The 26,623-nt window shown below is 53.5% G+C and carries 25 protein-coding genes and 1 pseudogene; 6 read left to right on the top strand and 20 right to left on the bottom strand.

The genetic code is table 11. The features are described 5' to 3' along the window. Positions 1-67: 67 nt before the first annotated feature. The 8 genes from sucD to sdhC form a co-directional block, all read right to left on the bottom strand. The gene (gene sucD, locus AL515_RS08585) at positions 68-937 is read right to left on the bottom strand and encodes a succinate--CoA ligase subunit alpha (RefSeq protein ID WP_003022929.1); all 870 of its coding nucleotides are present in this window, start codon (positions 935-937) and stop codon (positions 68-70) included. Beyond that, positions 937-2,103 (bottom strand): ADP-forming succinate--CoA ligase subunit beta, encoded by a 1,167-nt coding sequence (gene sucC / locus AL515_RS08580; protein ID WP_003022927.1) that lies wholly within the window; start codon positions 2,101-2,103, stop codon positions 937-939. Before sucC ends, sucD begins: the two co-directional genes overlap by 1 nt. 90 nt (positions 2,104-2,193) lie before the next feature. Next, the gene (gene odhB / locus AL515_RS08575; RefSeq protein WP_003022925.1) at positions 2,194-3,417 is read right to left on the bottom strand and encodes a 2-oxoglutarate dehydrogenase complex dihydrolipoyllysine-residue succinyltransferase; all 1,224 of its coding nucleotides are present in this window, start codon (positions 3,415-3,417) and stop codon (positions 2,194-2,196) included. Positions 3,418-3,431: 14 nt separating this feature from the next. Further along, positions 3,432-6,233 carry a 2-oxoglutarate dehydrogenase E1 component gene (gene sucA, locus AL515_RS08570; RefSeq protein WP_061067541.1) on the bottom strand — a complete coding sequence of 934 codons (2,802 nt, stop codon included), beginning with the start codon at positions 6,231-6,233 and terminating at the stop codon, positions 3,432-3,434. Between the two features lie 364 nt (positions 6,234-6,597). Then, a complete protein-coding gene (sdhB, locus tag AL515_RS08565; RefSeq protein ID WP_032948848.1) occupies positions 6,598-7,314 on the bottom strand; it encodes a succinate dehydrogenase iron-sulfur subunit SdhB in 717 nt (238 codons plus the stop codon). 15 nt (positions 7,315-7,329) lie between these two features. Further along, on the bottom strand, positions 7,330-9,096 hold the full coding sequence (gene sdhA / locus AL515_RS08560; protein WP_003022919.1) for a succinate dehydrogenase flavoprotein subunit: 1,767 nt from the start codon (positions 9,094-9,096) through the stop codon (positions 7,330-7,332). Next, the gene (gene sdhD, locus AL515_RS08555) at positions 9,096-9,443 is read right to left on the bottom strand and encodes a succinate dehydrogenase membrane anchor subunit (RefSeq protein WP_061067540.1); all 348 of its coding nucleotides are present in this window, start codon (positions 9,441-9,443) and stop codon (positions 9,096-9,098) included. Before sdhD ends, sdhA begins: the two co-directional genes overlap by 1 nt. Beyond that, positions 9,437-9,841, bottom strand: coding sequence for a succinate dehydrogenase cytochrome b556 subunit (gene sdhC / locus AL515_RS08550; protein WP_003831406.1), 405 nt, complete (start codon positions 9,839-9,841; stop codon positions 9,437-9,439). Before sdhC ends, sdhD begins: the two co-directional genes overlap by 7 nt. A 437-nt stretch (positions 9,842-10,278) precedes the next feature. Here sdhC and AL515_RS24085 point away from each other — a divergent pair, with 437 nt between their 5' ends. The 3 genes from AL515_RS24085 to AL515_RS08535 all read left to right on the top strand — a co-directional run bounded on the left by AL515_RS24085 (position 10,279) and on the right by AL515_RS08535 (position 13,043). Then, positions 10,279-10,332, top strand: a complete 54-nt coding sequence (locus AL515_RS24085) for a hypothetical protein (protein ID WP_418135082.1) — start codon at positions 10,279-10,281, stop codon at positions 10,330-10,332. A 206-nt stretch (positions 10,333-10,538) separates the two neighbouring features. Further along, the gene (locus tag AL515_RS08540; protein ID WP_048212256.1) at positions 10,539-11,822 is read left to right on the top strand and encodes a citrate synthase; all 1,284 of its coding nucleotides are present in this window, start codon (positions 10,539-10,541) and stop codon (positions 11,820-11,822) included. 174 nt (positions 11,823-11,996) lie between these two features. Further along, positions 11,997-13,043 (top strand): AbrB family transcriptional regulator, encoded by a 1,047-nt coding sequence (locus AL515_RS08535; protein ID WP_061067539.1) that lies wholly within the window; start codon positions 11,997-11,999, stop codon positions 13,041-13,043. On the opposite strand, the gene nei is transcribed toward AL515_RS08535, so the two are convergent. From nei to ybgI, 8 genes are read right to left on the bottom strand one after another with little or no spacing between them, the layout of a single operon-like run. After that, entirely contained in the window at positions 13,040-13,831 is a 792-nt protein-coding gene (gene nei / locus AL515_RS08530) for an endonuclease VIII (RefSeq protein ID WP_061067538.1), read from the bottom strand. The genes AL515_RS08535 and nei overlap by 4 nt on opposite strands. Before the next feature lie 14 nt (positions 13,832-13,845). Further along, a complete protein-coding gene (pcp, locus tag AL515_RS08525) occupies positions 13,846-14,490 on the bottom strand; it encodes a pyroglutamyl-peptidase I (RefSeq protein WP_061067537.1) in 645 nt (214 codons plus the stop codon). Positions 14,491-14,499: 9 nt separating this feature from the next. Then, the gene (locus AL515_RS08520; protein ID WP_048212260.1) at positions 14,500-15,495 is read right to left on the bottom strand and encodes a DUF979 domain-containing protein; all 996 of its coding nucleotides are present in this window, start codon (positions 15,493-15,495) and stop codon (positions 14,500-14,502) included. Beyond that, positions 15,492-16,214, bottom strand: coding sequence for a DUF969 domain-containing protein (locus AL515_RS08515; RefSeq protein WP_005122560.1), 723 nt, complete (start codon positions 16,212-16,214; stop codon positions 15,492-15,494). The genes AL515_RS08520 and AL515_RS08515 overlap by 4 nt, the downstream gene beginning before the upstream one ends. A 53-nt stretch (positions 16,215-16,267) precedes the next feature. Further along, positions 16,268-17,002 carry a 5-oxoprolinase subunit PxpA gene (gene pxpA, locus AL515_RS08510; protein ID WP_061067536.1) on the bottom strand — a complete coding sequence of 245 codons (735 nt, stop codon included), beginning with the start codon at positions 17,000-17,002 and terminating at the stop codon, positions 16,268-16,270. After that, the gene (gene pxpC / locus AL515_RS08505) at positions 16,992-17,924 is read right to left on the bottom strand and encodes a 5-oxoprolinase subunit PxpC (RefSeq protein ID WP_061067535.1); all 933 of its coding nucleotides are present in this window, start codon (positions 17,922-17,924) and stop codon (positions 16,992-16,994) included. Before pxpC ends, pxpA begins: the two co-directional genes overlap by 11 nt. Next, on the bottom strand, positions 17,918-18,574 hold the full coding sequence (gene pxpB, locus AL515_RS08500) for a 5-oxoprolinase subunit PxpB (protein ID WP_061067534.1): 657 nt from the start codon (positions 18,572-18,574) through the stop codon (positions 17,918-17,920). Before pxpB ends, pxpC begins: the two co-directional genes overlap by 7 nt. Before the next feature lie 15 nt (positions 18,575-18,589). Then, complete coding sequence (gene ybgI, locus AL515_RS08495; RefSeq protein WP_105242157.1) at positions 18,590-19,333, bottom strand: radiation resistance protein YbgI; 744 nt, start codon at positions 19,331-19,333, stop codon at positions 18,590-18,592. A 289-nt stretch (positions 19,334-19,622) separates the two neighbouring features. On the opposite strand from ybgI, the gene dtpD reads away from it, so the two are divergent. Next, positions 19,623-21,104 carry a dipeptide permease DtpD gene (gene dtpD / locus AL515_RS08490; RefSeq protein ID WP_048212266.1) on the top strand — a complete coding sequence of 494 codons (1,482 nt, stop codon included), beginning with the start codon at positions 19,623-19,625 and terminating at the stop codon, positions 21,102-21,104. Positions 21,105-21,154: 50 nt separating this feature from the next. Here the strand turns inward: dtpD and AL515_RS08485 are convergent. The 4 genes and pseudogenes from AL515_RS08485 to AL515_RS08470 form a co-directional block, all read right to left on the bottom strand. Continuing rightward, positions 21,155-22,081: pseudogene (locus AL515_RS08485) on the bottom strand (Rpn family recombination-promoting nuclease/putative transposase). 160 nt (positions 22,082-22,241) lie between these two features. Continuing rightward, a complete protein-coding gene (phrB, locus tag AL515_RS08480) occupies positions 22,242-23,660 on the bottom strand; it encodes a deoxyribodipyrimidine photo-lyase (protein WP_061067533.1) in 1,419 nt (472 codons plus the stop codon). 18 nt (positions 23,661-23,678) lie between these two features. Next, positions 23,679-24,233 carry a DUF1722 domain-containing protein gene (locus AL515_RS08475; RefSeq protein ID WP_048212269.1) on the bottom strand — a complete coding sequence of 185 codons (555 nt, stop codon included), beginning with the start codon at positions 24,231-24,233 and terminating at the stop codon, positions 23,679-23,681. A 97-nt stretch (positions 24,234-24,330) separates the two neighbouring features. Continuing rightward, positions 24,331-24,537, bottom strand: coding sequence for a YbfA family protein (locus AL515_RS08470; protein WP_005122569.1), 207 nt, complete (start codon positions 24,535-24,537; stop codon positions 24,331-24,333). Positions 24,538-24,845: 308 nt separating this feature from the next. Here AL515_RS08470 and kdpF point away from each other — a divergent pair, with 308 nt between their 5' ends. Next, a complete protein-coding gene (gene kdpF / locus AL515_RS08465) occupies positions 24,846-24,935 on the top strand; it encodes a K(+)-transporting ATPase subunit F (RefSeq protein WP_061067532.1) in 90 nt (29 codons plus the stop codon). After that, positions 24,935-26,614 carry a potassium-transporting ATPase subunit KdpA gene (gene kdpA, locus AL515_RS08460; protein ID WP_061067531.1) on the top strand — a complete coding sequence of 560 codons (1,680 nt, stop codon included), beginning with the start codon at positions 24,935-24,937 and terminating at the stop codon, positions 26,612-26,614. The genes kdpF and kdpA overlap by 1 nt, the downstream gene beginning before the upstream one ends. The last annotated feature ends 9 nt before the right edge of the window (positions 26,615-26,623 follow it).

Genomic DNA, 26,623 nt, shown 5'->3' with positions numbered 1-26,623 from the left:
TGGCCAACCATGTCGAAATTAGACCAGCCCTTGACCATGCAGAAAGTCAGGGCTGTATTTTTATGGCTTACTTAATAACGGTTTTCAGTGCTTCGCCGATATCGGCCAGGCTGCGAACGGTTTTCACGCCTGCAGCTTCAAGAGCCGCGAATTTCTCATCCGCTGTCCCTTTACCGCCGGCGATAATGGCACCAGCGTGACCCATACGCTTACCTTTCGGCGCGGTGACGCCCGCGATGTAGCCAACCACCGGCTTGGTCACGTGATCTTTAATGTACGCAGCCGCTTCTTCTTCCGCGCTACCGCCGATCTCACCGATCATGACGATCGCTTCAGTCTGCGGATCTTCCTGGAACAGCTTCAGGATGTCGATAAAGTTAGAGCCTGGGATCGGGTCGCCACCAATGCCCACACAGGTAGACTGGCCGAAACCGTAGTCGGTAGTCTGCTTAACTGCTTCATAGGTCAGGGTACCGGAACGGGAAACGATACCCACTTTGCCCGGCTTGTGAATGTGGCCCGGCATGATGCCGATTTTACATTCGCCCGGGGTGATAACGCCTGGGCAGTTCGGGCCGATCATGCGCACGCCAGCTTCATCCAGCTTCACCTTCACGGTCAGCATATCCAGGGTCGGGATGCCTTCGGTGATGGTGATAATCAGTTTGATACCAGCATCGATTGCTTCCAGAATGGAATCTTTGCAGAACGGTGCCGGAACGTAGATAACTGTGGCGGTTGCGCCCGTCGCTTCTACAGCTTCACGCACGGTGTTGAACACCGGCAGGCCCAGGTGCGTGGTGCCGCCTTTACCTGGCGTTACGCCGCCAACCATCTGCGTACCGTAAGCAATCGCTTGTTCGGAGTGGAATGTCCCCTGGCTACCGGTGAAGCCCTGGCAGATAACCTTGGTATCTTTATTAATTAAAACTGACATTATTTCCCCTCCACTGCGGCAACAACCTGCTGAGCTGCATCCGTCAGACTTTTCGCTGCAATAATATTCAGGCCGCTATCAGCCAGTTTTTTCGCGCCGAGTTCAGCGTTGTTACCTTCCAGACGCACCACGACCGGAACGTTAACACCCACTTCGGCTACCGCGCCGATGATACCGTCAGCGATCAGGTCGCAACGTACGATACCGCCGAAGATGTTCACCAGTACTGCTTTTACGTTGTCATCAGAGAGGATAATTTTGAACGCTTCGGTCACGCGCTCTTTGGTCGCGCCGCCGCCCACGTCAAGGAAGTTAGCCGGTTCGCCACCGTGCAGCTTAACAATGTCCATGGTACCCATTGCCAGGCCCGCACCGTTAACCATACAACCGATGTTGCCGTCGAGCGCTACGTAGTTCAGTTCCCACTGCGCAGCCTGCGCTTCACGCGGATCTTCCTGAGATTGGTCGCGCATTTCGCGCAGGTCAGCCTGGCGGAACAGCGCGTTGCCGTCAGCGCCCAGTTTGCCGTCGAGGCAGATCAGGTCACCCTGTTTGGTGACAACCAGCGGGTTGATTTCGATCAGCGCCAGGTCGCGCTCCAGGAAGATAGTCGCCAGACCCATGAAGATCTTGGTGAACTGCTGAACCTGTTTACCTTCCAGACCCAGTTTGAACGCCAGCTCACGTCCCTGGTAAGGCATTGGGCCTGCCAGCGGATCGAGTGCCACTTTGTGGATCAGATGCGGGGTCTCTTCCGCTACTTTTTCGATTTCCACGCCGCCTTCGGTAGAGGCCATGAAGACCACGCGACGGGAGCTACGGTCAACAACTGCGCCGAGGTAAAGTTCTTTACCGATGTCGGTCGCTGCTTCAACCAGAATCTGATTTACCGGTTGACCATGGGCGTCTGTCTGGTAAGTAACCAGACGTTTACCCAGCCAGTGTTCAGCAAAAGCGCGAATGTCTTCTTTGCTGTTCACAACCTTCACACCGCCCGCTTTACCGCGGCCACCAGCGTGAACCTGACATTTCACTACCCACGGGCCAGCGCCGATTTTTGAAGCGGCTTCTTCTGCTTCACGCGGAGTAGTACAGGCATAACCCACCGGTGCCGGTAAGCCATAGCGGGCAAAAAGTTGTTTTGCCTGATATTCATGTAAGTTCATGTGTTCTGTCCATCCTTCAGGTAATCGTTATCTTTTACCCGTAGGTCTGATAAGCATCCAGACCTACGGGGCAGGTGATACTCTTATTAACTACACGTCCAGCAGCAGACGCGTTGGATCTTCCAGCAACTCTTTAATGGTTACCAGGAAGCCTACTGACTCACGACCATCGATCAGACGGTGGTCATAAGACAGCGCCAGATACATCATCGGCAGGATTTCAACCTTGCCGTCTACCGCCATCGGCCTGTCTTTGATGGCATGCATACCCAGGATGGCGCTCTGCGGTGGGTTGATGATCGGCGTGGACATCAGGGAACCGAACACACCACCGTTAGTGATGGTGAAGTTACCGCCCGTCAGATCTTCAACCGTCAGCTTGCCGTCGCGACCTTTGACTGCCAGTTCTTTAATATTTTTCTCGATGTCTGCCATACCCAGCAGATCCACATCGCGCAGGACCGGCGTTACCAGACCACGTGGCGTGGAGACCGCCATGCTGACATCAAAGTAGTTGTGATAAACCACGTCATCGCCGTCGATGGACGCGTTCACTTCCGGATAGCGTTTCAGCGCTTCAACAACCGCTTTCACGTAGAAAGACATAAAGCCCAGACGGATACCGTGGCGTTTCTCGAACGCGTCACCGTACTGCTTACGCAGATCCATGATTGGCTTCATGTTGACCTCGTTAAACGTGGTCAACATGGCGGTGGAATTTTTCGCTTCCAGCAGACGCTCAGCTACGCGTTTGCGCAGACGGGTCATCGGAACACGTTTTTCACCACGCGCGCCCAGTTGAGCCTGTGGCGCAGGCGCAGCGGCCGGCGCTTTGGCTTCGGCTTTCGCCGCCGGAGCTTTCGCCAGATGTTTTTCAACATCTTCACGCGTGATACGACCGCCGACGCCAGTGCCGTTGATAGCGCTGGCTTCGAGGTTATGCTCACCCAGCAGGCGACGAATCGCCGGACTCAGGGCATCATTGTTCTGCTCAGCAAGAGACGCCTGCTGGCGCTGTGCCGGAGTAGAATCTTTTTCTTCAGACTTAGCGCTGGTTTCTTTACCGGTGCTGTTGCCTTCACGCAGGCGACCAAGGATCTGGCGAGAAGTGACGGTTGTCCCTTCATCTTCCAGAACCGCATCAAGAATACCGTCCGCTGATGCCGGTACTTCCAGTACCACTTTGTCAGTTTCGATTTCTACCAGTACTTCATCACGACGTACTGCATCGCCCGGTTTTTTGTGCCAGGTTGCAACCGTTGCATCCGCTACGGATTCAGGCAGGTCGGGAACAAGAATATCTACGCTACTCATTATTTATCCTTTATTTAATCGACGTTCAGCGCGTCATTAACCAGATCTTGTTGCTGCTTCTGGTGAACGGACATATATCCTACTGCCGGAGAGGCAGAGGCCGGGCGACCTGCATAACGCAGAGCTGACCCAAATGGAATTACTTCACGGAAATGATGCTGGCTGCAGTACCATGCGCCCTGGTTGAGCGGCTCTTCCTGGCACCAGACAAAATCATGTACATGAGCAAACGGTTTCAGCGCTTCCTGCACCGCTTTATGCGGGAACGGATAGAGCTGTTCGATGCGCACAATGGCAACATCTTTTTGGCCATTCTTGCGGCGTTGCTCCAGCAGGTCGTAATAAACCTTACCAGAACACATCACGACACGCTTCACGCCTTTCGGATCAAGTTCATCGACTTCGCCAATGGCTGGCAGGAAGGTGCCATTTGCCAGTTCGTCCAGCGTAGACACTGCCAGCGGATGACGCAGCAGCGACTTCGGTGACATCACCACCAGCGGACGGCGCATCCCACGCAGCGCCTGACGACGCAGCATGTGGTAAACCTGTGCCGGGGTGGACGGGACGCAAACCTGCATGTTTTGCTCAGCGCAGAGTTGCAGATAACGTTCCAGACGTGCAGAGGAGTGCTCCGGACCCTGACCTTCATAGCCGTGCGGCAGCAGCATAACCAGACCGCACATACGGCCCCACTTCTGCTCGCCGGAAGAGATGAACTGGTCGATAACCACCTGCGCACCGTTGGCAAAGTCGCCGAACTGCGCTTCCCAGATGGTCAGCGTGCGTGGCTCTGCCGTGGCATAACCATACTCGAACGCCAGTACCGCTTCTTCAGACAGCACGGAGTCCCATACGCGGAACGTGCCCTGACCGTTATGCACATGCTGCAGCGGCGTGTAAGTTGAACCGTTCGCCTGGTTATGAATCACCGCGTGGCGGTGGAAGAAGGTTCCGCGACCGGAGTCTTCACCCGACAAACGTACCGGAATGCCTTCGTCAACCAGCGTGGCATAAGCCAGATTCTCTGCGCCACCCCAGTCGAACAGCTTCTCGCCTGCGGCCATGGCCTGACGGTCACCGTAAATTTTGGCGACGCGCGACTGCATTTCAACGGCTTCAGGCACAGTGCTGATGCGTTTTGCCAGCTCCTGCAGACGCTTCATTTCAACCTTGTTCGGGTAGTTTTCGTCCCACTCGTGGTTGAGGTATGGCGACCAGGTGAAGGAGTGCATGTTCATTGGACGCCACTCTTTCACCACGCATTCGCCAGCATCCAGTGCGTCACGATACAGATTGACCATTTCGGTCGCATCTTCCAGCGTGGCGACTTTGTCCGCTTCCAACTTGTCAGCGTAGATTTTACGCGGGGTCGGATGCTTTTTGATTTTCTGATACATCAGCGGCTGAGTTGCGCTCGGCTCGTCGGCTTCGTTGTGGCCGTGACGGCGGTAGCACACCAGATCGATGAACACATCGCGTTTGAAGGTGTTACGGAAATCCAACGCCAGACGCGTCACGAAAGCGACCGCTTCCGGGTCATCCGCATTAACGTGGAAAATCGGCGCCTGAACCATTTTACCGATGTCGGTGCAATACGGTGTAGAACGCGCATCCAGCGGGTTAGACGTAGTGAAGCCCACCTGGTTGTTGATGACGATACGCACGGTACCGCCCACTTCGTAACCACGCGCTTTCGACATGTTCAGGGTTTCCTGAACCACGCCCTGCCCGGTAACTGCCGCGTCACCGTGAATGGTGATTGGCAGGACTTTATTACTGCTCGGCTCGTCCAGACGATCCAGACGTGCACGCACGGAACCGATAACCACCGGGCTAACGATTTCCAGGTGCGACGGGTTAAACGCCAGCGCCAGGTGTACCAGACCGCCTTCGGTTTCAATATCAGACGAGAAGCCCATGTGGTACTTCACGTCACCGGTGCCGAGGTGTTCTTTATGTTTACCCGCAAATTCGTCGAACAGTTCCTGCGGGCGTTTGCCCAGTACGTTAACCAGAACGTTCAGACGACCACGGTGCGCCATACCCAGCACCACTTCACGGGTACCGCTGTTACCGGCGTGGCGGATCATCTCTTTGAGCATTGGGATTAACGCATCTCCACCTTCCAGCGAGAAGCGTTTTGCGCCCGGGAATTTCGCACCCAGGTAGCGTTCCAGACCTTCCGCTGCCGTCAGTTCGCTGAGGAAGCGTTTCTTCTCTTCACTACTGAACGCGGCACGGCCAGACTCAATACGCTGTTGAATCCAGCGTTTTTCTTCGGTGCTGGTGATGTGCATATACTCGGCGCCAATCGGGCCGCAGTAAGTTTGTTTCAGCGCGACAACCAGGTCACTCAGCTTCATCGTGTCTTTGCCGCCGGCAAAAGAACCTACGTTAAAGCTTTCCTGGAAATCCGCATCGGTCAGATCGTGGAAGGACGGATCCAGATCGGCCACATTTTCTTGCTGCCACAGTCCCAGCGGATCGAGATTCGCATGCTGATGACCGCGGAAACGGTAGGCGTTAATGAGCTGCAGGACTTTAACCTGCTTCACATTGGCATCAGGGTCGGAAATAGAAGAAGAGTAACGTGGGGTAATCAACGCCTGCCGACGGAAATAATCACGTGTTTTTGAGTGGAGTTGATCCGGTTTGACTCCGGTACCAGGTAACTGCTGGAACGTCGAACGCCAGTTAGCATCTACCGAGTCAGGGTCGGTTAAGAAGTCTTCATAGAGCTGTTCTATCCAGCTCTGGTTAGAACCAGAGAGGTAAGAAGAGTCCAACCAGGCTTTCAAAGCGCTGTTCTGCATCGTGATCCCTTAAGCATCTTTTCTGCTTATTTAATACTCTAAATAGATCACGTTTCAGGAAGGCGGCAAGCTTGCGAATCCCTGGGAGCTTACATCCAGTAAGTGACCGGGGTGAGCAAGAGCAGCCAACGCACATGCAACGTGATCTATGACGAGTATTTCGCCGTGGATACTACCACGCACACCGATGTGCGTGCCGGGGTTCACTTGTTGCGGACTGTCGTGTTTTCTGCGTCCGCTAAGGAACCTTTAAAAACTGTCTAATAATCGTCGCTGTTCAGGCTACGATTATTGCTATCAATGTGGCAGTTTTTAGAGGTTTCCTGCACTACCGGGGAATCACTTCCCCGGCAACAACAACTATTTATGCACTACGTTTGAGCAGCATCGACTTAATATGGCCGATGGCGCGCGTCGGGTTCAGCCCTTTAGGACATACGCTGACGCAGTTCATGATGCTATGGCAGCGGAATACGCTGAAAGCGTCACTTAAACCTTCCAGGCGGCTGTCGGTCTCGGTATCGCGGCTATCAATTAAGAAGCGATACGCGGCCAGCAGGCCTGCCGGGCCAATAAACTTGTCCGGATTCCACCAGAATGACGGGCAAGACGTTGAGCAGCATGCACACAAAATACATTCATACAGCCCATCGAGCTTCTCACGCTGCTCAGGCATTTGTAAATGCTCACGAGCCGGCGGATTTTTCCCATTATTCAACAAGTAAGGTTTAATCTTCTCATACTGTGCGTAGAATTGCCCCATGTCTACCACCAAATCGCGCACAACCGGTAAGCCCGGCAGCGGGCGAATGACAATTTTCTTGCCCGGCTGATTCAGCGCAGAAATAGGTGTGATACAGGCCAGTCCATTTTTACCGTTCATGTTCAGACCGTCGGAGCCGCAGACCCCTTCACGGCAGGAGCGACGAAACGACAGCGACGGATCTTTTTCTTTCAGCTGCATCAACGCATCCAGCAGCATCATGTCGCGCCCTTCTTCCGCCTCCAGGGTGTAATCCTGCATGTGCGGAGCGTCGTCAACATCCGGGTTATAGCGATAAACTGAAAACTCGAGTTTCATTGTCCTGTCTCCGCATTAATAAGTACGAATCTTCGGCGGGAATGCCGGGCGCAGCTTCGGTTCCATATTGACCTGACGTCGTGTCATGGATTCCGATTCTGGCAGGTACAGGGAATGGCACAGCCAGTTTTCATCATCACGTTCCGGGAAGTCGAAGCGGCTATGCGCGCCACGGCTTTCAGTACGGAAGTTTGCAGATACTGCGGTGGCGTACGCGGTCTCCATCAGGTTGTCCAGCTCCAGGCACTCAACGCGCTGGGTGTTGAACTCGCTGGAGGTATCGTCCAGACGGGCATTTTTCAGACGCTCGCGAATCGCTTTCAGCTCTTCCAGACCTTTCGCCATCGCATCGCCTTCGCGGAATACCGAGAAGTTGTGCTGCATACATTCCTGCAGCGCTTTGCGAATGGCCACCGGGTCTTCACCGTTGCGGTTACCGTTCCAGCGGTTCAGACGCGCCAGAGAAGCATCGATTTCATCTTCGGTCGCATCCAGCAGGTCACCCTGCTCGGCGATAGATTCTTGCAGATGCAAACCCACCGCACGACCAAACACCACCAGGTCCAGCAGCGAGTTGCCGCCCAGGCGGTTGGCGCCGTGAACGGATACGCAGGCAATTTCACCTACTGCGAACAGCCCAGGGATCACCACATCTTCGCCCTGCTCGTTTACGGTCAACGCCTGGCCGGTGACTTTGGTCGGAATACCGCCCATCATATAGTGGCAGGTTGGGATAACCGGGATCGGCTCTTTCACCGGATCAACGTGAGCGAAGGTGCGAGACAGTTCGAGAATGCCCGGCAGACGGGATTCCAGTACTTCTTTACCCAGGTGGTCGAGTTTCAGCTTGGCGTGCGGACCCCATGGGCCGTCGCAACCGCGACCTTCACGGATTTCGATCATGATGGAACGCGCCACCACGTCACGCCCCGCCAGGTCTTTCGCGTTCGGCGCATAACGCTCCATAAAGCGCTCGCCGTGTTTGTTCAGCAGGTAGCCACCTTCACCACGGCAACCCTCTGTTACCAGAACACCCGCACCGGCGATACCGGTTGGGTGGAACTGCCACATTTCCATATCCTGCACCGGCACACCAGCGCGGATAGCCATACCCACGCCGTCACCGGTGTTGATGTGGGCATTAGTAGTGGACTGATAAATACGGCCAGCACCGCCGGTCGCCAGCACGGTGGCGCGGGCTTTGAAGTAAACCACTTCACCGGTTTCGATACACAGCGCGGTACAACCGACAATCGCGCCATCAGCATTTTTTACCAGATCCAGCGCATACCACTCGGAGAAGATGGTGGTGTGGTTTTTCAGGTTCTGCTGATAAAGCGTGTGCAGCAGCGCATGACCGGTACGGTCTGCCGCCGCTGCGGTACGTGCCGCCTGCTCACCGCCGAAGTTCTTCGACTGGCCGCCAAACGGACGTTGATAAATGGTGCCATTATCGAGGCGAGAGAACGGCAGCCCCATGTGATCCAGCTCCAGAATCGCTTCCGGACCGGTCTTACACATATATTCAATAGCGTCCTGATCACCAATGTAGTCCGACCCTTTGACAGTGTCGTACATGTGCCATTCCCAGTTATCTTCATGGGTATTACCGAGCGCCACGGTGATGCCACCTTGCGCAGATACGGTATGGGAACGGGTTGGGAACACTTTGGAGAGCAGCGCACAGGTCTGACCGCTCTGGGAAATTTGCAGCGCCGCGCGCATACCTGCGCCGCCGGCACCAATCACAACAGCATCAAATTCTCTGACTGGCAGTTTCATTACACACCCCACACCACAACAAATCCATAAATGACGTAAACCACCAGCGCAACGACGATAGCCAGTTGCAGAATCAGGCGCACAGCCAGAGGTTTAACGTAGTCGGTCAACACCTGCCACATGCCGATCCAGGCATGAATCAAGATGGAGAAAAGTGCCAGCAGGGTGAAGACTTTGGTGAATGCCGATGAGAAGAAACCGGTCCAGATTTCAAACGTCAGCTCGCCGCTGGTGGCGAAGAAGCCGACCATATAGATGATGTATAACGTCAGAACGATAGCGGTAGCACGAACCAGAATGAAGTCATGTACGCCATTGCGTCCTAATGCGGAGGCGTTGCTTACCATACGAGGACTCCTGCGAGAAGTGAAAGCACGACAATAATAACGAAACAAATTTTGGCGGAGCGTGTCCCTGCTTCGAGGGTTTCTTCGATATAGCCAAAATCCATTAACAGATGGCGAATGCCCATAACGGCGTGATAGGCCAGCGCAATCAGGATCCCCCACAGAATTAACTCCACAAAGAAGTTATTCATAATGGATGACGCGGTGAGGAAACCTTCAGGGGAGGAAAGGCTGGTACCCAATAACCACAACAGAATCCCGACCGCCACGAAGGTGATCACTCCGGATACGCGATGGAGAATGGACGCTATCGCCGTGATTGGGAACCGGATCGTTTGTAGATCCAGATTGACAGGTCTTTGTTTTTTCACATTTCTTATCATGAATAACGCCCACATGCTGTTCTTATTATTCCCTTTGGACTTCGGGTACAGAAGATGAAGACACCTGTAGCCTGAAAGACGACGGGATTTCCTTCCTCCGGTCTGCGTGCGGGTCAGACAGCGTCCTTACTATAACTACGCGTCATATAAAACACTGCTTCCAGATGCTAAAACGACACGTTACAACGCTGGTTGGCTCGGGATTGCAGGGTATTCCGGAGACCTGGCGGCAGTATAGGACGTTCACAAAATCATTACAATTAACCTACATATAGTTTGTCGGGTTTTATCCCGAACAGTGACATAGGTCACGATAACAACATTATTTTAATTTTTAATCATCTGATTTGACAATCATTAAACAAAGTTGTTACAAACGACACCAGAAAAAGCATATAATGCGTAAAAGTTATGGGGTCACTCTTTCACCGGAGATTTAGTTATGCAACAGTGTGGAAGTATTGACCAATACCGTCAGGACAGTTATTAGTGATAGACAGGTTTAATAATTCGGATTGCTAAGCTCTTGATTTGCAGTTTATTCGCCATGAAAAGACCGTTTTACCTGCAAGCGCCCATAGCTCTGTACCCAGGTCATCCCCTCTTTCGCAGAGCGGCGAGCCAAATAACAAACTGGTAACGGTTCATTGATGTACGAAGGCAAATGTGAGTTCCGGCAGTCTTAAGCAATAAGGCGCTAAGGAGACCGTAAATGGCTGATACTAAAGCAAAAATCACTCTAAATGGTGACGCTGCTATTGAACTGGATGTGCTGAAAGGTACGCTCGGTCAAGATGTTATTGATATTCGTAGTCTCGGTTCAAAAGGGATGTTCACTTTTGACCCAGGTTTCACCTCTACCGCATCCTGCGAATCCAAAATTACGTTCATCGATGGTGACGAAGGTATTTTGCTGCATCGCGGCTTCCCGATTGACCAGTTGGCGACCGAGTCCAACTATCTGGAAGTGTGTTATATCCTGCTATACGGTGAAAAACCGTCACAGGAAGAGTACGACGAGTTCAAAACCACGGTCACTCGCCATACCATGATCCACGAGCAGATCACTCGTCTGTTCCACGGTTTCCGCCGCGACTCTCACCCGATGGCCGTTATGTGCGGTGTAACCGGGGCGCTGGCTGCGTTCTATCACGATTCGCTGGATGTGAATAATCCGCGTCACCGCGAAATCGCCGCTTTCCGTCTGCTGTCCAAAATGCCGACCATGGCCGCGATGTGCTACAAATACTCCATCGGACAGCCGTTCGTATACCCGCGTAACGACCTCTCCTACGCCGGTAACTTCCTGAACATGATGTTCTCCACGCCGTGCGAAAAATACGAAGTGAATCCGATTCTGGAACGCGCCATGGACCGTATCCTGATCCTGCACGCCGACCACGAACAGAACGCCTCAACGTCTACCGTACGTACCGCGGGTTCTTCTGGCGCTAACCCGTTTGCCTGCATCGCGGCCGGTATTGCTTCCCTGTGGGGACCGGCTCACGGTGGCGCAAACGAAGCTGCACTGAAAATGCTGGAAGAAATCAGCTCTGTTAAACACATTCCGGAATTTGTTCGCCGCGCGAAAGACAAGAATGATTCTTTCCGCCTGATGGGCTTTGGTCACCGTGTTTATAAAAACTATGACCCGCGCGCCACCGTGATGCGTGAAACCTGTCACGAAGTGCTGAAAGAGCTGGGCACCAAAGACGATCTGCTGGAAGTGGCCATGGAGCTTGAGCATATTGCGCTCAACGACCCGTACTTCATCGAGAAGAAACTCTACCCGAACGTCGACTTCTACTCCGGCATCATCCTGAAAGCGATGGGTATTCCGTCTTCTATGTTCACCGTTATCTTCGCCATGGCGCGCACCGTTGGCTGGATTGCGCACTGGAACGAAATGCACACCGATGGCATGAAGATCGCCCGTCCACGTCAGCTGTACACCGGCTACGACAAGCGTGATTTTAAGTCTGATATTAAGCGTTAATTGTCTGCCGGATAGCGTTAGCGCCTGTCCGGCTTACAGCAATCAACTCTCCCAGGCCGGACAAGGCGTTGAAGCCAGAGTCCGGCCTGTTTTTATTGATCCACATTATTTTATTCTCATCACGCTTTCTCTATGATTTACTGAGAATTCCGTCATTTAACTCAGGAGCATGGGATGCCTGTTTTACAGTGGAGCCTGTTGTTTCTGCTATCGCTCCTTCTTTCCCTGTTCTTCCTGTTGATACATCTCCCAGGCGCATTGCTGCTCGGTTCGATGATCGTCGGTATCATTTTCAGTATGCGCGGGATCTCCCTGCACCCTCCCCGCTGCACATTTCTTGCCGCGCAGGCCGTTCTCGGCTGTATGATTGCGCAAAACCTCACAGGATCTATTTTAACCACGCTTGCGGCACACTGGCCGATGGTAATTGTCATCCTGCTGGTAACCCTCATTAGCAGCGCGGTAATCGGCTGGCTGCTGGTTCGCTACAGCAATCTACCAGGGAACACCGGCGCGTGGGGTTCATCACCTGGTGGGGCAGCCGCGATGGTTGCGATGGCGCAGGATTATGGCGCTGACATCCGCCTGGTTGCCTTTATGCAGTATCTGCGGGTACTGTTGGTGGTCGGCGCTGCCGCGCTGGTAACCCGATTTGTCATGGGCGATCAGGCGCAAACGGTCGGTCAGCAAATCGTCTGGTTTCCACCGCTGAGTATTAATCTGTTGAGCACCATACTGCTGGCCGCAGTTGCCGGTATAGCCGGGCGCTTACTGCGTATTCCCTCTGGCGTCATGTTGCTGCCGATGCTGGCGGGGGCATTGCTGAACGCAGGTGGTGTGATGGTAATTGAACTGCCGGAATGGCTACTGGCGATAGCGTATATGGCCATCGGCTGGCAAATCGGCCTGGGTTTTGACAAGCAGATCTTTTTAATGGCGCTGCGCCCTTTGCCGCAGATCCTGTTGTCCATTTTTTCACTGATGGCGATCTGCGCCGCTATGGCCTGGAGTCTGGCGCATTACATGCAAATCGATTTTCTCACCGCCTATCTGGCGACCAGCCCAGGTGGCGTGGATTCCGTCGCGGTAATTGCCGCAGGCAGCCACGCCGATATGGCGCTAATCATGGCAATGCAAACCCTGCGGCTGTTCAGTATCTTATTGACCGGTCCGGCGGTGGCGCGGTTTATCTCAGCGCATGCTCCAAGACAGCCTACCTAATGCTGGCAGCCCGGACACCAGTAAAACGGTCGCGAGGAAAGTGTCGTTTTCTCGATGATCCCACCACAGCGCTCACAGGCTTCTCCGTCCCGGTGAAAAACCTTAAAGCGAAACAGCGCCCCGTGATGCTTGTTCTCATCCGCCAGCCCACGGGTGTTGTAGGACAGACGAGGAATATCAAGCAGCGCATGCGCCAGTGCATCCAACTGTTCATCGCTAATCTGTGACGCTTTATGTTGCCCGGTCAACCCCACCTGCCAGAGAATTTCTACCCGCAGATAGTTACCTAATCCCGCGAGAAATGCCTGATCCAACAACAGACCGGAAAACTGGCGATTGCGAAAACGGGATGAAAGCAGACGTGCTTTAACGTCATCGGGCGTTAAACGTACATCCAGTACGTCAGGCCCAACCCGCTGCAGGAACGGATGGGTGGTAAGCTGCTCTGGCGTCAGCATCTCGATATCAGACGCGCTATACAGCAGGATAGTTTTATCCTCTGTTTGCAGCCTGACGCGCAGCACCCGCGTGGTTTGCGGAATGTTGCCGGTATCGACCACTCGCCACACGCCGTAAAGCTGATTGTGGCTGTACAGCGTCAGGCCATTGGAAAAATGGGTCAGCAAGGCTTTACCCCGCGTTTCAAGCTGGGTAACACTCTGCCCGATGAGTTGGGATTGATACGGTTTTAACTGCTCAAAGGCAAACCAGACATCCGTCAGGGGTTTGCCTTTGACTGCCGCCTCCAGGTTATCCGCCGCGCGGCGGATCTCCGGGCCTTCAGGCATAATACTGTCCTTTGTTAGTGTGTTGCACCGCCCGTCACCGCAATATCGCTGTCCACCTGCAATGCAGTGTCAATGGCAATTTCCAGCGCCCGGCGCACCGTTTCGCTCGCCATACTTGGCGCTCCGGGGTGCGCGGCGGCCTGTTGTGGCAGATAAGGAATATGGATAAAACCGCCCTTCACTGCCGGGGCGTCGCGTAGTTTATGCAGCAGGCCATACATCACGTGGTTACACACGAAAGTGCCAGCGGTCTGGGAAACCGAGGCCGGAATTCCCGCGTTGCGCATCGCCATCACCATCGCTTTGATCGGCAGCGTGCTAAACCATGCTGCCGGGCCCTCGGCGACAATCGGCACATCTACCGGTTGTTGGCCTTGATTGTCCGCGATACGCGCATCGTCCACGTTGATCGCCACACGCTCAACGGTAATATCGGTACGACCTCCTGCCTGCCCCACCGCCAGCACCAACGACGGTGACAGCGCGTCAATCGCGGCATTAAGTACGGCCAGAGACTCGCCAAACATACACGGTAGCTGACGCGCAACGACGCGGCACCCGGCGATGATAGCATTGTCGAGCCCGGAGACCACTTCCCAGGAAGGGTTAACTGACTCGCCGCCAAAGGGTTCAAATCCGGTGATTAAGACCGTTTTCATCCTTCCTCCTTACAGGAACATCAGGAAATACATCAGGAACACGTTAACCAGCAACAGCAGTATCCCGGTTGGCACCTGCGCCTTAATCACGGCATTTTTATCCGGTAACTCCAGCAGGGCTGCAGGCACGATGTTAAAGTTCGCTGCCATCGGCGTCATTAAGGTTCCGCAATAACCGGAGAACATGCCAATAGCCGCCATCACCGCGGGGTTACCACCATGCTGCAACACAAGAATTGGAATACCGATCCCGGCGGTCACAATCGGGAAAGCAGCAAACGCATTGCCCATCACCATGGTCAGCAATGCCATGCCGATGGTGTACACCGCCACGGCGATAAAACGGCTATCTACCGCGAGGTATTCCTGGGTCAGGTATGAAATGCCGCTGCCCACCCCTGCAGCCGTAAACAGCAGCCCGAGCGTCGCCAGAATTTGCGGCAGGATGAACGCCCAACCGATGGAGTCCAGCAGACGACGGGCTTCCTGAATGGGCTGATGGACGCGCTCATGGGTCATTTTTATCGCCATTGCCAGACCAATCAGCGAACCTGCGGTCATCGAAAAGAGCGTGACCAGTGTGGCGTGATTCCCTGGCCCAAACAGCGCATCCTGCAAGCCCGGAATATGATTAAACATCAGTACACCGATAACGGTCACCACCGGAATAGCCAGCGCCGGGAAAAACAGGCGATTACCCAGTCGACTGGCGCTTTCTTCACGCTGTTGTTGTGTACGCTGATGGTAGCTGCCCAGCTTCACGCCGCCAAACCCGGCAATCAGCGCCAGGACGACCACCGCAATGCCGACCGCGATATGTACCGTACGTTTGTCGCCAAACAGCGAGTACGTCCAGTCGCCAAGCAGGAACAGCACACCATACAGTCCCCAAAACAGCCCCGTGCTCAGACGGCGTGGGTTCGCTTTGTCCTGCCATGACATCACCGCCACAATCAACAGTACCGCACCCGCCAGCCAGTAGAGATAGCTTTGCTGAAAATTCATTGCGCTGCTCCTTTCGCTGCCGCATTGGCTTTCGCCACCTCACGCTGCAGATAGTTATCCAGACGCCACAAGCGCGTACCGTGGATCAAGAAGGCGCAAATTGCCGTTGGGATCCCCCACAAAGCAATATGCAGTGGCTCGGTCTGGATCCCACCGGACTCCAGCATAAAGTTGTGCATGAAAATGATTGCCCCAAAGGCAACGAAGATGTCTTCACCGAAAAACAGACCAACGTTGTCAGTCGCCGCAGACATTGCACGCAGGCGATAACGCACGGCCCCCGGCAATTCCCCGTGGTTTTTCTCCGCTGCCCCTTCAGCCATCGGGGCTAATAACGGACGTACCATCTGAGGATGCCCACCCAGGCTGGTCAAGCCCAGCGCGGCGGTCGCTTCACGAATAAACAGATAGACAATGAGCAGACGCCCACTGGTGGCGCTGCGGATTTTCGCGATCCACGCCTGGGCACGCTCTTTCAGACCGTGACGTTCCAGCAGACCAATGACTGCCAACGGAATCAGCAGTATAAACGGCAGGTTGCGGGTGTTGAGAAAGCCTTCACCCAGCTTTTCGAGAATAGTGGCGATTGGCATATGCGCAGCCAGCCCGGTGACGATCCCGGCAACGATAACCACCAATACCGGGTTAAAACGTAAAAGAAATCCGACCACGATGACGGCGATCCCCGTCAATGGCCAGAGAGAAATAGCCTCTCCCATAGTTAAATCCTTTATGTTGTTGTGTAATATCTTATTGTTTTGTATGAATAAACTTACGCGCTAATTTGAATATTGCAGGCATTAAAGGCGCTGCGCAAACGACGGGCAAAAGCGAGTGCGTGCTCACCATCCCCGTGAATGCATACCGTCTGCGCGGTTACGCTTGCCCATGTTCCACTGTGGCTTTTTACTCTCCCGGACTGCACCATTTCTAACGTTTGCGCCAGCGCCTGCTCTTCGTCTTCGATCAGTGCACCTGGCTGACTACGCGGAACCAGGCTACCATCAGCCTGATACCCCCGATCTGCAAAAACCTCCTGACGCGTCACCAGGCCATAATGTTCTCCGGCACGGATCAACTCACTTCCCGCCAGCCCTACCAGTATCAATGACGGATCGCAGGCATAAACCGCTCTGGCTATCGCATCGGCCAGCACAGGAGCTTTTGCGGCCTGGTTATAAAGCATGCCGTGCGGTTTGACATGACGCATCACGCCGCCCTCAGCGCGCGTGATGGTCGCCAGCGCACCAATTTGATACAGCGTTTGCGCATAAACCGTTTCCACAGGCAGGGTCATGGCGCTACGACCAAAATTTTCCCGATCCGGAAAGCTCGGATGCGCGCCTATTGCCACGCCATTTTTTAGCGCTTCGCGCACGCTTAAGAGCATGGTCTGCGCATCACCGGCGTGAAACCCACAGGCAATATTGGCCGATGACACCAGCTGGAGTAGCATCGCGTCGTTCGCACAGCCTTCGCCGAGATCTGCATTCAAATCAATTTTCATCGTTAAGTCGCCATGCTAATTGTTCCAGATAGCGCTGCTGATCGTGACGCGCCTTCAACGCCTCTTCCAGCGAGCACTGAACAAAGTGAATCGGTTGTCCAAGAGGGATCTGCGCAAGGTGATACATATCCGCCTCGATGATACAGGCGATACGCGGATATCCGCCCGTGGTCTGGGCATCGTTCATCAGTACAATTGGCTGCCCGTTATGCGGGACCTGTACCACGCCGGGGAGCAAACCGTGTGACAACATCTCGCGGTCTGTCGCGCGTGTCAGTGGCTGCCCCTGCAGGCGATACCCCATACGGTTACTCTGTGGGCTCAGTCGCCACGGCGATCGCCAGAACGATGCCTGCGATGCCTCGTCAAATTCCTGATATTCAGGTCCGGGCAGCGCACGAATGTGGTTGCCCCACATCAACTGTTTTACCCCTTGTGGGCCATTGAATTGTCGTGTTGAAACGCCAATCGCCAACTTATCGCCATCACGTAACAAACGTCCTTCAAACCCGCCAATACCAACTTTCAAATCGGTACTGCGCGATCCCATAACGTCGGGAACATCAATACCGCCCGCCACCGCCAGGTAGCTGCGCATACCATGATGCGGGTGTTTTAATGACAGGCGTTGTCCGGCTTTAACCGGCAACCGCCAACCGCTCCATACCGGAGTACGATCCAAATGCGCTTCGCATCCCGCGCCGGTCAAGGCAAACCAACCATCCGCGTCAAACTCCACCACCAACTGACCCAACGTGACTTCCAGCGCGGCAGCATTCGCATCATTTCCTACCAGCAGATTAGCGACGTTCAATGCCGGTTTGTCCAACGCGCCGCAGTGACTTATCCCTGACTGACGAAAGCCATGACGCCCCCCATCCTGTACGGAGGTGTACAGGCCAGCACGAATGATGTTTAACATACGCCCTCCTTCTGCGGGACAAAACGTACAGTATCTCCAGCCCGTAACAGGATCGGCTCCTCGCGCTGCGGATCAAAAAGCTTAACGGCGGTACGTCCTATCAGTTGCCACCCGCCGGGCGTTGCAATCGGGTAGATACCGGTTTGTGACCCGCCGATCCCCACCGACCCTGCCGGAACAAGTAAGCGCGGTTCGGCTCGTCTTGGTGTATGCAATGGTTCCGGTAAGCTCCCAAGATAGGGAAATCCCGGCTGAAACCCTAAAAACCAGACGACATAATCAACTGACGCATGCAATTCAACGACCTGCTTGTCGCTCAAACCACTGTGCCGGGCGACTTCGGCCAGATCGGGCCCGTATTCGCCACCATAGATAACGGGGATTTCGACAAAGCGCGAATCCGGCTCCATCGCCTCGCTCTCTTCCCACCAACGTTGCAGGCGTTCAATGGCATCCAGCGCCAGCGTCTGCGGGGAATTCAGGATCACCGTGATATTGTTCATTCCCGGAATGGCTTCAAGTACATTCGGAGCATCAGCCAGACGCTGGGCCAGACGCCAGATGCGTTTCTGAGTTGCCAGCGTAATCGGCGGTTCCAGCTCCAGAACCACCGCGGTTTCACCTAACAGATAACAACGCGCTCGCTGCACTTTCGTCCCTCTTTATCAGGCTGGGTTAGGGATGTCGACGAACGTCACATCCAGATCGGTATTTTCATTCAGCCATTCGCTCAATGCACGAATACCGCCGCGTTCGGTAGCATGGTGACCGGCAGCATAGAAATGCAGTCCCTGCTCGCGGGCAGAGTGAATGGTTTGTTCAGAAACTTCCCCGGTAATAAAAGCATCAACACCAAAGCGGGCTGCGGTATCAATGAAACTTTGACCGCCCCCCGTACACCAGGCAACACGCTGAACGTTTTCAGGCCCGGTATCACCGCACCATAACGGTTTACGTCCCAGACGCGCTTCAATCCAGGATGCCAGTTCCAGCCCAGGAACCGGCATGGAGAGTTCCCCCCACGGTACCAGAGGCTCTATCTCCCCCATCACCGTGATCCCCAAGAGCGCGGCCAGCTGTGCGTTATTCCCCAGTTCGGGGTGGGCATCCAACGGCAGATGCCAGCCATACAGGTTGATGTCATTTTCCAGCAGCGTTTTCAGACGCCGGCGCTTCATGCCACGAATAACCGGAGATTCGCCTTTCCAGAAATAACCATGATGAACGATGACCGCATCGGCCCCAAGGCGAACAGCCTCATCCAGTAATGCCTGGCTTGCGGTTACGCCGGTCACGATTTTTTGCACCGTTTCTTTGCCCTCAACCTGCAAACCATTCGGTGCATAGTCGCTTATGGCTGCGCTGTTCAGCTTGTCGTTAATCAGTTGTTCCAGCTCGGTGTTTTTCATCATCGTCCTCGTTGTCATAAATTCTGCCTGCCCAATCAGCAACACAGCTTCAGTTAAAATAGCGTCCTCATCTCCGTTCGTCGATAGCCATTTCGCTGACACATCAAGAAACAATCACGCGGCCTGTAAACGTAAATTGCTTACCACCATGAGATTTTATTCATGTATATTTATGCAATCAGACAGCATATTGCAAAAATAATCAGATCTGTATCAAAGTTACAACTTTAAGGAAACACACTCACACGGCACGTTCCTCCCGTCGTGAGGCATTTACTTCGAGAAAATAATGAATAAACAAGCATCTCAGCCGCGCGCGATTTATTACGTCGTCGCGCTGCAAATTTGGGAATACTTCAGTTTTTATGGCATGCGTGCACTGCTGATCCTGTATCTCACTAACCAGCTTAAGTACAACGATAATCACGCGTATGAACTGTTCAGTGCTTACTGTTCGCTGGTGTATGTCACGCCTATTCTCGGGGGATACCTGGCGGATAAAGTGCTCGGTAACCGCATGGCGGTAATGATTGGCGCATTTTTGATGGCAGTGGGACATCTGGTCCTGGGCGCCAGTGAAATGGCTCCGGCGTTTCTCTATTTATCTCTGGCCATTATTGTCTGTGGCTACGGTTTGTTTAAATCCAACATCAGTTGCCTGCTGGGTGAATTGTATAAACCAGAAGATCCGCGCCGTGACGGCGGGTTCTCTCTGCTCTATGCCGCCGGTAACATTGGTTCAATTATTGCCCCTATCGCCTGCGGCTATGTGCAGGAAGAGTACAGTTGGGCAATGGGCTTTGCGCTGGCCGCTATCGGTATGCTGGCCGGGCTGGTCATTTTCTTATGCGGGAATCGTCATTTCGCTCACACCACCGGCGTCAACAAAGCCGTGCTGTGTGCCAAATCGCTCATTCTGCCGAACTGGGCCTGGCTGCTGGTTCTGCTGGTCGCCGCACCGCTTTTAATTACCGTCCTGTTCTGGAAAGAGTGGTCCGTGTACGCGCTGATTGTCGCCACCGTCATTGGTTTGGCTGTTCTGGCAAAAATTTACCGTCAGGCGCAAACGCAGAAACAGCGTAAAGAGCTGGGGCTTATCGTCACGCTGACCTTCTTCAGCTTGTTGTTCTGGGCCTTTGCACAGCAGGGTGGTAGCTCCATCAGCCTGTATATCGACCGCTTTGTCAATCGCGACGTGATGGGATATTCAGTCCCTACTGCCATGTTTCAGTCGGTAAACGCCTTCGCCGTTATGTTGTGCGGTATCGTGCTGGCCTGGGTGGTCAAAGAAAGCGTGAGTGGCAATCGTACCGTTCGTATCTGGGGTAAGTTTGCTCTCGGTCTGGGGTTAATGAGTGCGGGTTTCTGTATTCTGACCTTAAGCGCCCGTTGGTCCGCAGCTTACGGCCACTCTTCCATGCCGCTGATGGTATTGGGGCTGGCGGTCATGGGCTTTGCCGAACTGTTTATCGACCCTGTCGCCATGTCACAAATTACACGCATTGAGATCCCAGGGGTAACCGGCGTATTAACCGGCATCTATATGCTGCTTTCCGGGGCCATTGCCAACTACCTGGCGGGTGTGATTGCCGACCAGACATCACAGGGCGCGTTTGATGCTTCCGGTGCTATCAACTATTCCATCAACGCCTATATTGATGTCTTTAGCGAAATTACCTGGGGCGCGCTGGCCTGTGTGGCGTTGGTGCTGATGATTTGGCTGTACCAGTCGCTTAAGTTCAGAAACCGTCCGCTGGCGGTAGAATCCTGAGTGTAAGGGCCCGATGATGTAATACTATTCGGGCCTGTTTTTTCGGGTAATTACGCATAACTTGCAGCGAGTTCCTCTTCAGTAAGCCCCGTCACTAGTAGTACCATTGCGCGATCTATTCCCTGCTCCAGCATAGTTTGCGCTATACGTAATGCAGCTTCTCGCTTTCCTACTTCTTTGCCTTGTTGTAGCCCTTGTTGTAAACCTTCCTGTAATCCATCTAACCGTAACCGCTCCGCAATAGTCATCAGCCTCTCCTTATGTTGGGGGATCCGTTGTGCCATCTCTTGCATAAACTCATTAAAGCGAGATTCATCGCCGGATCGTAGGATGTAATTAAACATCGCCTGCAGTTGCGTGTCATTAGCGCATCCGGTAAGTAGTAGCGTGGTCAGTTACTCTACCAGCCCCATCAAATCCCGCTGACGGATATGTTTTTGCATTAATTCCAGCAGCGCCATTCGCCTGTGAGCCATGATCTCATCATCGGGTACCACCGTTATGTCTACCAACGGAAATGCGCTGGAATAAAGCTGTCTTGCCGCCACGGGGTCGGCAAAGGCATCCAGCCAGCACAATGAGTACGGATAGGGGCTTCGGCAGCCATGATAAAACAGCATCGGTATCACCAGCGGCAGTTCCTTGTGCCCTGCGTCCAGATGGCGCTGCATCGCCGCTAGCGCATAACGCAACAGACGAAAAGCCATATGTGGCTCGGCTGAACTTTGATGCTCTATCACCACATAGACATAACCGTCACCGTTGCGTGTGTGCAAAGACCAGAGCACGTCGGAGTAGCGCGAACGTAAATCCGCTTCAATAAAGCTTTCTGACTCCAGTTGCAGCGAATTCAAATCGCAAAGCATCCGCAGTTCAGCTGGCAGGTGAATGTCGAGAAAATCTCGTGCAGTTTCGGGATGATGTAAAAACGTTTTAAACACCGCATCATGCGGGGTGGAGGTCGTTGGCGTTGTCATTAATTTCCGTCATTTTCATTCAGATGACGGAAATTTACTGCTGAGAGAAAACTTGTGCAGCAGGGTATTCACGGTACTGAGCGCACGCTTCAGCGCTAAAATCACCCGACTGCAACATGTTCATTCTGTTGGAAGGTATTACGCAAAATCCACCATGCCTTTACCCTTTACGCGCTGCCTCATAGGCTGCCAGCGTGGCTAACCTTGCCTGCTTATGATCGACAATCGGACGAGGATAGTTGAGTGTCACCTGCATTTTCTCCGCCCACGGCCACGGTTCGTGAATGGCTTTTCCCGGTACATCGCGTAATTCCGGTACCCATTGGCGGATAAAATCACCGTCACGGTCGAATTTCTCCCCCTGCGTGGTGGGGTTAAAAATACGGAAATACGGCGCAGCATCCGTTCCGGTAGAAGCAGCCCACTGCCAGCCACCATTATTCGCCGCCAGATCACCGTCGATCAGCTGTGACATAAAATACTGCTCGCCTTTTCGCCAGTCGATCAGCAGGTCTTTCACCAAAAAGCTAGCCGCGATCATGCGTAAACGATTATGCATCCACCCTGTGCCGTTAAGCTGGCGCATCGCCGCATCTACGATTGGATACCCTGTATTTCCCGTCTGCCATGCCTGAAGATGCGTCACGCTATTTTGCCATTGCACACGATCAGTCCAGCGAATAAAGGGCTGATGCCGACACAGTGCGGGATAGTACGTCAGTAGATGGCGGTAAAATTCGCGCCAGATGAGCTCGTTTAGCCAAACGCTCCCGGCGCCTCCCTCTAGCGCCTGCGGTTGCTCGACTAACAAACGGTGCAGACACTGGCGCGGTGATAACCCACCGGTGGCAAGGCTTGCCGACAACCGGCTGGTGCCTTCATTTGCCGGGAAATCACGTTGTTGCTCATATTCTGCCGCGCCCTGCTGGCAAAACTGACGTAATTGCGCGATAACCGATTTTTCTTCTACCGGGAAAAGCGCCACATCAAAATCCTGCTGTGGATAATTGAGCGTAATTGGCGTTGATGGGGGGGGAATTGCGCCGCTTTCGCGGGCTTTTGGTGCCGCAACACACTCCGGGATACTGTCTTTTAACCGCTTCAGCCAGGCATTTTTAAACGGTGTAAAGACTTTATACATCTCATGATTCCCGGTCATTACCGCGCCCGGTGCCAGGATTACGCTATCGTCAAAACCCTCACAGACCACCTGCGATAATGATTTTTCAACCTGAGCATCGCGCTGGCGTTCGTTGATTTCGTACTGATAGTTATAAAACAGTCGGCTAACGTCATGCTGTGCGCAGACATTTTTGACTATCTCTACGCTGGCTGTGAAATCCCCGACGTCATAAACCAGCAGCGGGATGCCTTTTTCTGCCAGCGCCGTTTGCAGCGCATTCAACTGCTTGCCGACAAACGCCGCCTGACGCGGTGACATATCATGCGCTTTCCACTGTGCGGGCGTGGCAATATATAACGCCAATACCCGTGCCGAACGATCCCGACATGCCGCTGCCAGCGCAAGATTGTCATGCAAACGTAAATCTCGCCGAAACCAGACCAGATGAGTGGTCATAAAACTCCCAAATAAAAATTAAGCTTTGCCGTGTAAACGCAGAATCGCAGGCCAGAGTTCAAAGTAACGTTGCCCGGACAACCAGCTGTTCGGGTGCTCCGTCATATAGTGTTGGAGGAGCATCAATGGCGCAAGCAGCGGCTGCATCTCACGTCGATAGTTATCGATTATTGAGGTCAGTTCCTGACGTTGACGAAGATTGAGCTGGTTACGGAAATAGCCCTGCACATGCATCAGGACATTGGTATGGTTGCGTCGGGTCGCGTTATTAAACAACAGATGAATCAACCGTAAACGGTACTCCGTATAAAAAGCATCGAGGCTTGCCCATTCGTGGATTGCGGCAACAAAAGGGCCGAGCTCACGATACTCCGGTTGGGAGTGTGCCAGTAACACCAGCTTGTAACGGGTGTGAAAATCAATCAATGCGCCACGTGATAATCCGCTCTGGCGCAGTCGGTGCAATTCATGCAAGGCATAAATACGTACCAGCGTATTCTCGTCAAACAGAAATTTATCGTTCGCTTCTGCGGTCAGACAGGCGCGGACACCAACAGGAACTCTCTTGCTCATCGCCACTCCTTATCCGTTACACAGGTAAGTGTAGACTGCGACGTATAAAAAAACCGCCACATTGCTGTTGGCGGTTTTTTTGAGCCTGAACGGTAACTTAGTAGAAATCGCAGGTGGCTTTTTCAGCCTGCTCCATCCACACCGGCTTATCACTGGTTTTCGACCAGACGCGATGCAGGTAGCTGTAAAAACGGGCACGGTCTTTCCAGAACAGCATGACCGGCAGCGCCAGAACACCAGCCAGTACGGCAAAGGTACGGCGCAAGAAAACAATGTGTGCTGGATATTCTTTATAAAAGTCCATAATCCTCTCCCATATATCTGTTCGGTGAATAGCACCGGAAAAATAAACTTGGTTAACTGATGAAAATAATACCGCCTTGTGTGTAATTTTGCTACTCATCCGACCACTTATTTTTATCTATTGATGCTTCGTTTAACGTAAATTCGTAATTAAGTTACATAAAGGTTAAATTAATACTAATCATTAGTTAAATAATGGTCTTTGCCATTTTTATACTTTTTTTACACCCCGCCCGCAGATTTTTGCGAAATCTTTGCAACCAAAAACCTACGCTCTGGTTATCACATTTATGCCACTGGAGGTGCACTGTGAGTGCAGGCGTGATAACCGGCCTTGTGCTGGTCTTTTTGTTACTGGGTTATCTGGTGTATGCCTTGATTAATGCGGAGGCGTTCTGATGGCAGCGCAAGGATTTTTACTCATCGCCAGTTTCCTGCTGGTGCTGTTTGTTCTCGCCAGGCCGCTGGGCTTTGGGCTGGCGCGTCTTATCAACAACACATCCTTACCCGGTCTTGCCGGCGTTGAGCGTGTGCTGTGGCGTGGGCTGGGTATTTCGCAGCAGGAAATGACCTGGCTGCACTATTTGCTGGCGATCCTCGCACTTAATATCCTCGGCCTGCTGATACTGTTTGCGATGTTAATGGCGCAAAACCTGCTGCCGCTGAATCCACAACAGTTACCGGGGCTATCGTGGGATCTCGCGCTCAATACCGCTGTTAGTTTTGTGACCAACACCAACTGGCAGTCCTATGCGGGTGAAACCACTTTAAGCTACTTCAGCCAGATGGCCGGCCTGACCGTGCAGAATTTCCTGTCTGCGGCGACCGGTATTGCGGTGATCTTTGCCCTGGCTCGCGCCTTTACGCGCCAGAGTATGAACACGCTGGGCAACGCCTGGGTGGATCTGGTCCGCATTACGCTGTGGATATTGCTGCCGATTTCTCTGCTCATCGCGCTGTTTTTCATCCAACAAGGTGCGCTGCAAAACCTGCTGCCTTATCAGGCGATCACCACGCTCGAAGGGACAAAACAACTGCTACCGATGGGACCTGTCGCCTCACAAGAAGCCATTAAGATGCTCGGTACCAACGGCGGCGGCTTTTTTAATGCCAATTCCTCACATCCTTTTGAAAACCCAACCGCACTGACCAACCTGGTCCAGATGCTGGCAATCTTCTTAATTCCCACGGCGCTGTGTTTCGCCTTCGGCGACGTCGTGGGCGATCGCCGACAGGGACGCACCCTGCTGTGGGCTATGTCGCTTATTTTTGTTGTTTGCGTAGCGGTTGTAATGTGGGCCGAAGTGCAGGGTAACCCGCATCTGATGGCGTTTGGCGCAGACAGCAATATCAACATGGAAGGTAAAGAGAGCCGCTTTGGCGTGCTGGTCAGTAGTCTGTTTGCAATCGTCACGACAGCCGCATCCTGTGGCGCAGTCATTGCTATGCACGACTCCTTCACTGCGCTGGGCGGCATGGTACCGATGTGGTTGATGCAGATTGGCGAAGTGGTCTTCGGCGGCGTGGGTTCAGGTCTGTACGGCATGCTGCTGTTCGTGCTGCTGGCGGTATTTATCGCCGGGTTAATGATTGGCCGCACACCAGAGTATCTGGGTAAAAAAATCGATGTCCGCGAAATGAAAATGACCGCGCTGGCGATTCTGGTTACCCCTGCGCTGGTCCTGCTTGGGACAGCGATAGCCATGATGAGCGATGTCGGGCGTAGCGCCATGCTCAATCCCGGGCCGCATGGTTTTAGCGAAGTGCTGTATGCCGTGTCGTCCGCCTCGAACAACAATGGTAGTGCCTTCGCCGGGTTAAGCGCCAACAGCCCGTTCTGGAACTGCCTGCTGGCCTTATGCATGTTCTTCGGCCGCTTCGGCATCATTATCCCGGTGATGGCGATTGCCGGTTCACTTGTTGGTAAAAAGAGCCAGCCAGCAAGTCCCGGCACGCTACCTACCCACGGTGCGCTGTTTGTTGGGTTGTTGATCGGTACCGTGTTGCTGGTTGGCGCCCTCACCTTTGTTCCTGCACTGGCGCTTGGCCCGGTAGCAGAATACCTCTCTTTACGTTGAGTGATGCGG

It is taken from the genome of Citrobacter sp. FDAARGOS_156 (assembly GCF_001559235.2).
Taxonomy (GTDB): Bacteria; Pseudomonadota; Gammaproteobacteria; order Enterobacterales; family Enterobacteriaceae; genus Citrobacter; species Citrobacter youngae.
This window is presented reverse-complemented; position numbering and strand designations above follow the sequence as displayed.

Coding starts and splice junctions, on each gene's coding strand:
- sucD (WP_003022929.1), bottom strand. CDS start 937: ATGTCAGTTTTAATTAATAAAGATACCAAGGTTATCTGCCAGGGCTTC.
- sucC (WP_003022927.1), bottom strand. CDS start 2,103: ATGAACTTACATGAATATCAGGCAAAACAACTTTTTGCCCGCTATGGC.
- odhB (WP_003022925.1), bottom strand. CDS start 3,417: ATGAGTAGCGTAGATATTCTTGTTCCCGACCTGCCTGAATCCGTAGCG.
- sucA (WP_061067541.1), bottom strand. CDS start 6,233: ATGCAGAACAGCGCTTTGAAAGCCTGGTTGGACTCTTCTTACCTCTCT.
- sdhB (WP_032948848.1), bottom strand. CDS start 7,314: ATGAAACTCGAGTTTTCAGTTTATCGCTATAACCCGGATGTTGACGAC.
- sdhA (WP_003022919.1), bottom strand. CDS start 9,096: ATGAAACTGCCAGTCAGAGAATTTGATGCTGTTGTGATTGGTGCCGGC.
- sdhD (WP_061067540.1), bottom strand. CDS start 9,443: ATGGTAAGCAACGCCTCCGCATTAGGACGCAATGGCGTACATGACTTC.
- sdhC (WP_003831406.1), bottom strand. CDS start 9,841: ATGTGGGCGTTATTCATGATAAGAAATGTGAAAAAACAAAGACCTGTC.
- AL515_RS08540 (WP_048212256.1), top strand. CDS start 10,539: ATGGCTGATACTAAAGCAAAAATCACTCTAAATGGTGACGCTGCTATT.
- AL515_RS08535 (WP_061067539.1), top strand. CDS start 11,997: ATGCCTGTTTTACAGTGGAGCCTGTTGTTTCTGCTATCGCTCCTTCTT.
- nei (WP_061067538.1), bottom strand. CDS start 13,831: ATGCCTGAAGGCCCGGAGATCCGCCGCGCGGCGGATAACCTGGAGGCG.
- pcp (WP_061067537.1), bottom strand. CDS start 14,490: ATGAAAACGGTCTTAATCACCGGATTTGAACCCTTTGGCGGCGAGTCA.
- AL515_RS08520 (WP_048212260.1), bottom strand. CDS start 15,495: ATGAATTTTCAGCAAAGCTATCTCTACTGGCTGGCGGGTGCGGTACTG.
- AL515_RS08515 (WP_005122560.1), bottom strand. CDS start 16,214: ATGGGAGAGGCTATTTCTCTCTGGCCATTGACGGGGATCGCCGTCATC.
- pxpA (WP_061067536.1), bottom strand. CDS start 17,002: ATGAAAATTGATTTGAATGCAGATCTCGGCGAAGGCTGTGCGAACGAC.
- pxpC (WP_061067535.1), bottom strand. CDS start 17,924: ATGTTAAACATCATTCGTGCTGGCCTGTACACCTCCGTACAGGATGGG.
- ybgI (WP_105242157.1), bottom strand. CDS start 19,333: ATGAAAAACACCGAGCTGGAACAACTGATTAACGACAAGCTGAACAGC.
- dtpD (WP_048212266.1), top strand. CDS start 19,623: ATGAATAAACAAGCATCTCAGCCGCGCGCGATTTATTACGTCGTCGCG.
- phrB (WP_061067533.1), bottom strand. CDS start 23,660: ATGACCACTCATCTGGTCTGGTTTCGGCGAGATTTACGTTTGCATGAC.
- AL515_RS08475 (WP_048212269.1), bottom strand. CDS start 24,233: ATGAGCAAGAGAGTTCCTGTTGGTGTCCGCGCCTGTCTGACCGCAGAA.
- AL515_RS08470 (WP_005122569.1), bottom strand. CDS start 24,537: ATGGACTTTTATAAAGAATATCCAGCACACATTGTTTTCTTGCGCCGT.
- kdpA (WP_061067531.1), top strand. CDS start 24,935: ATGGCAGCGCAAGGATTTTTACTCATCGCCAGTTTCCTGCTGGTGCTG.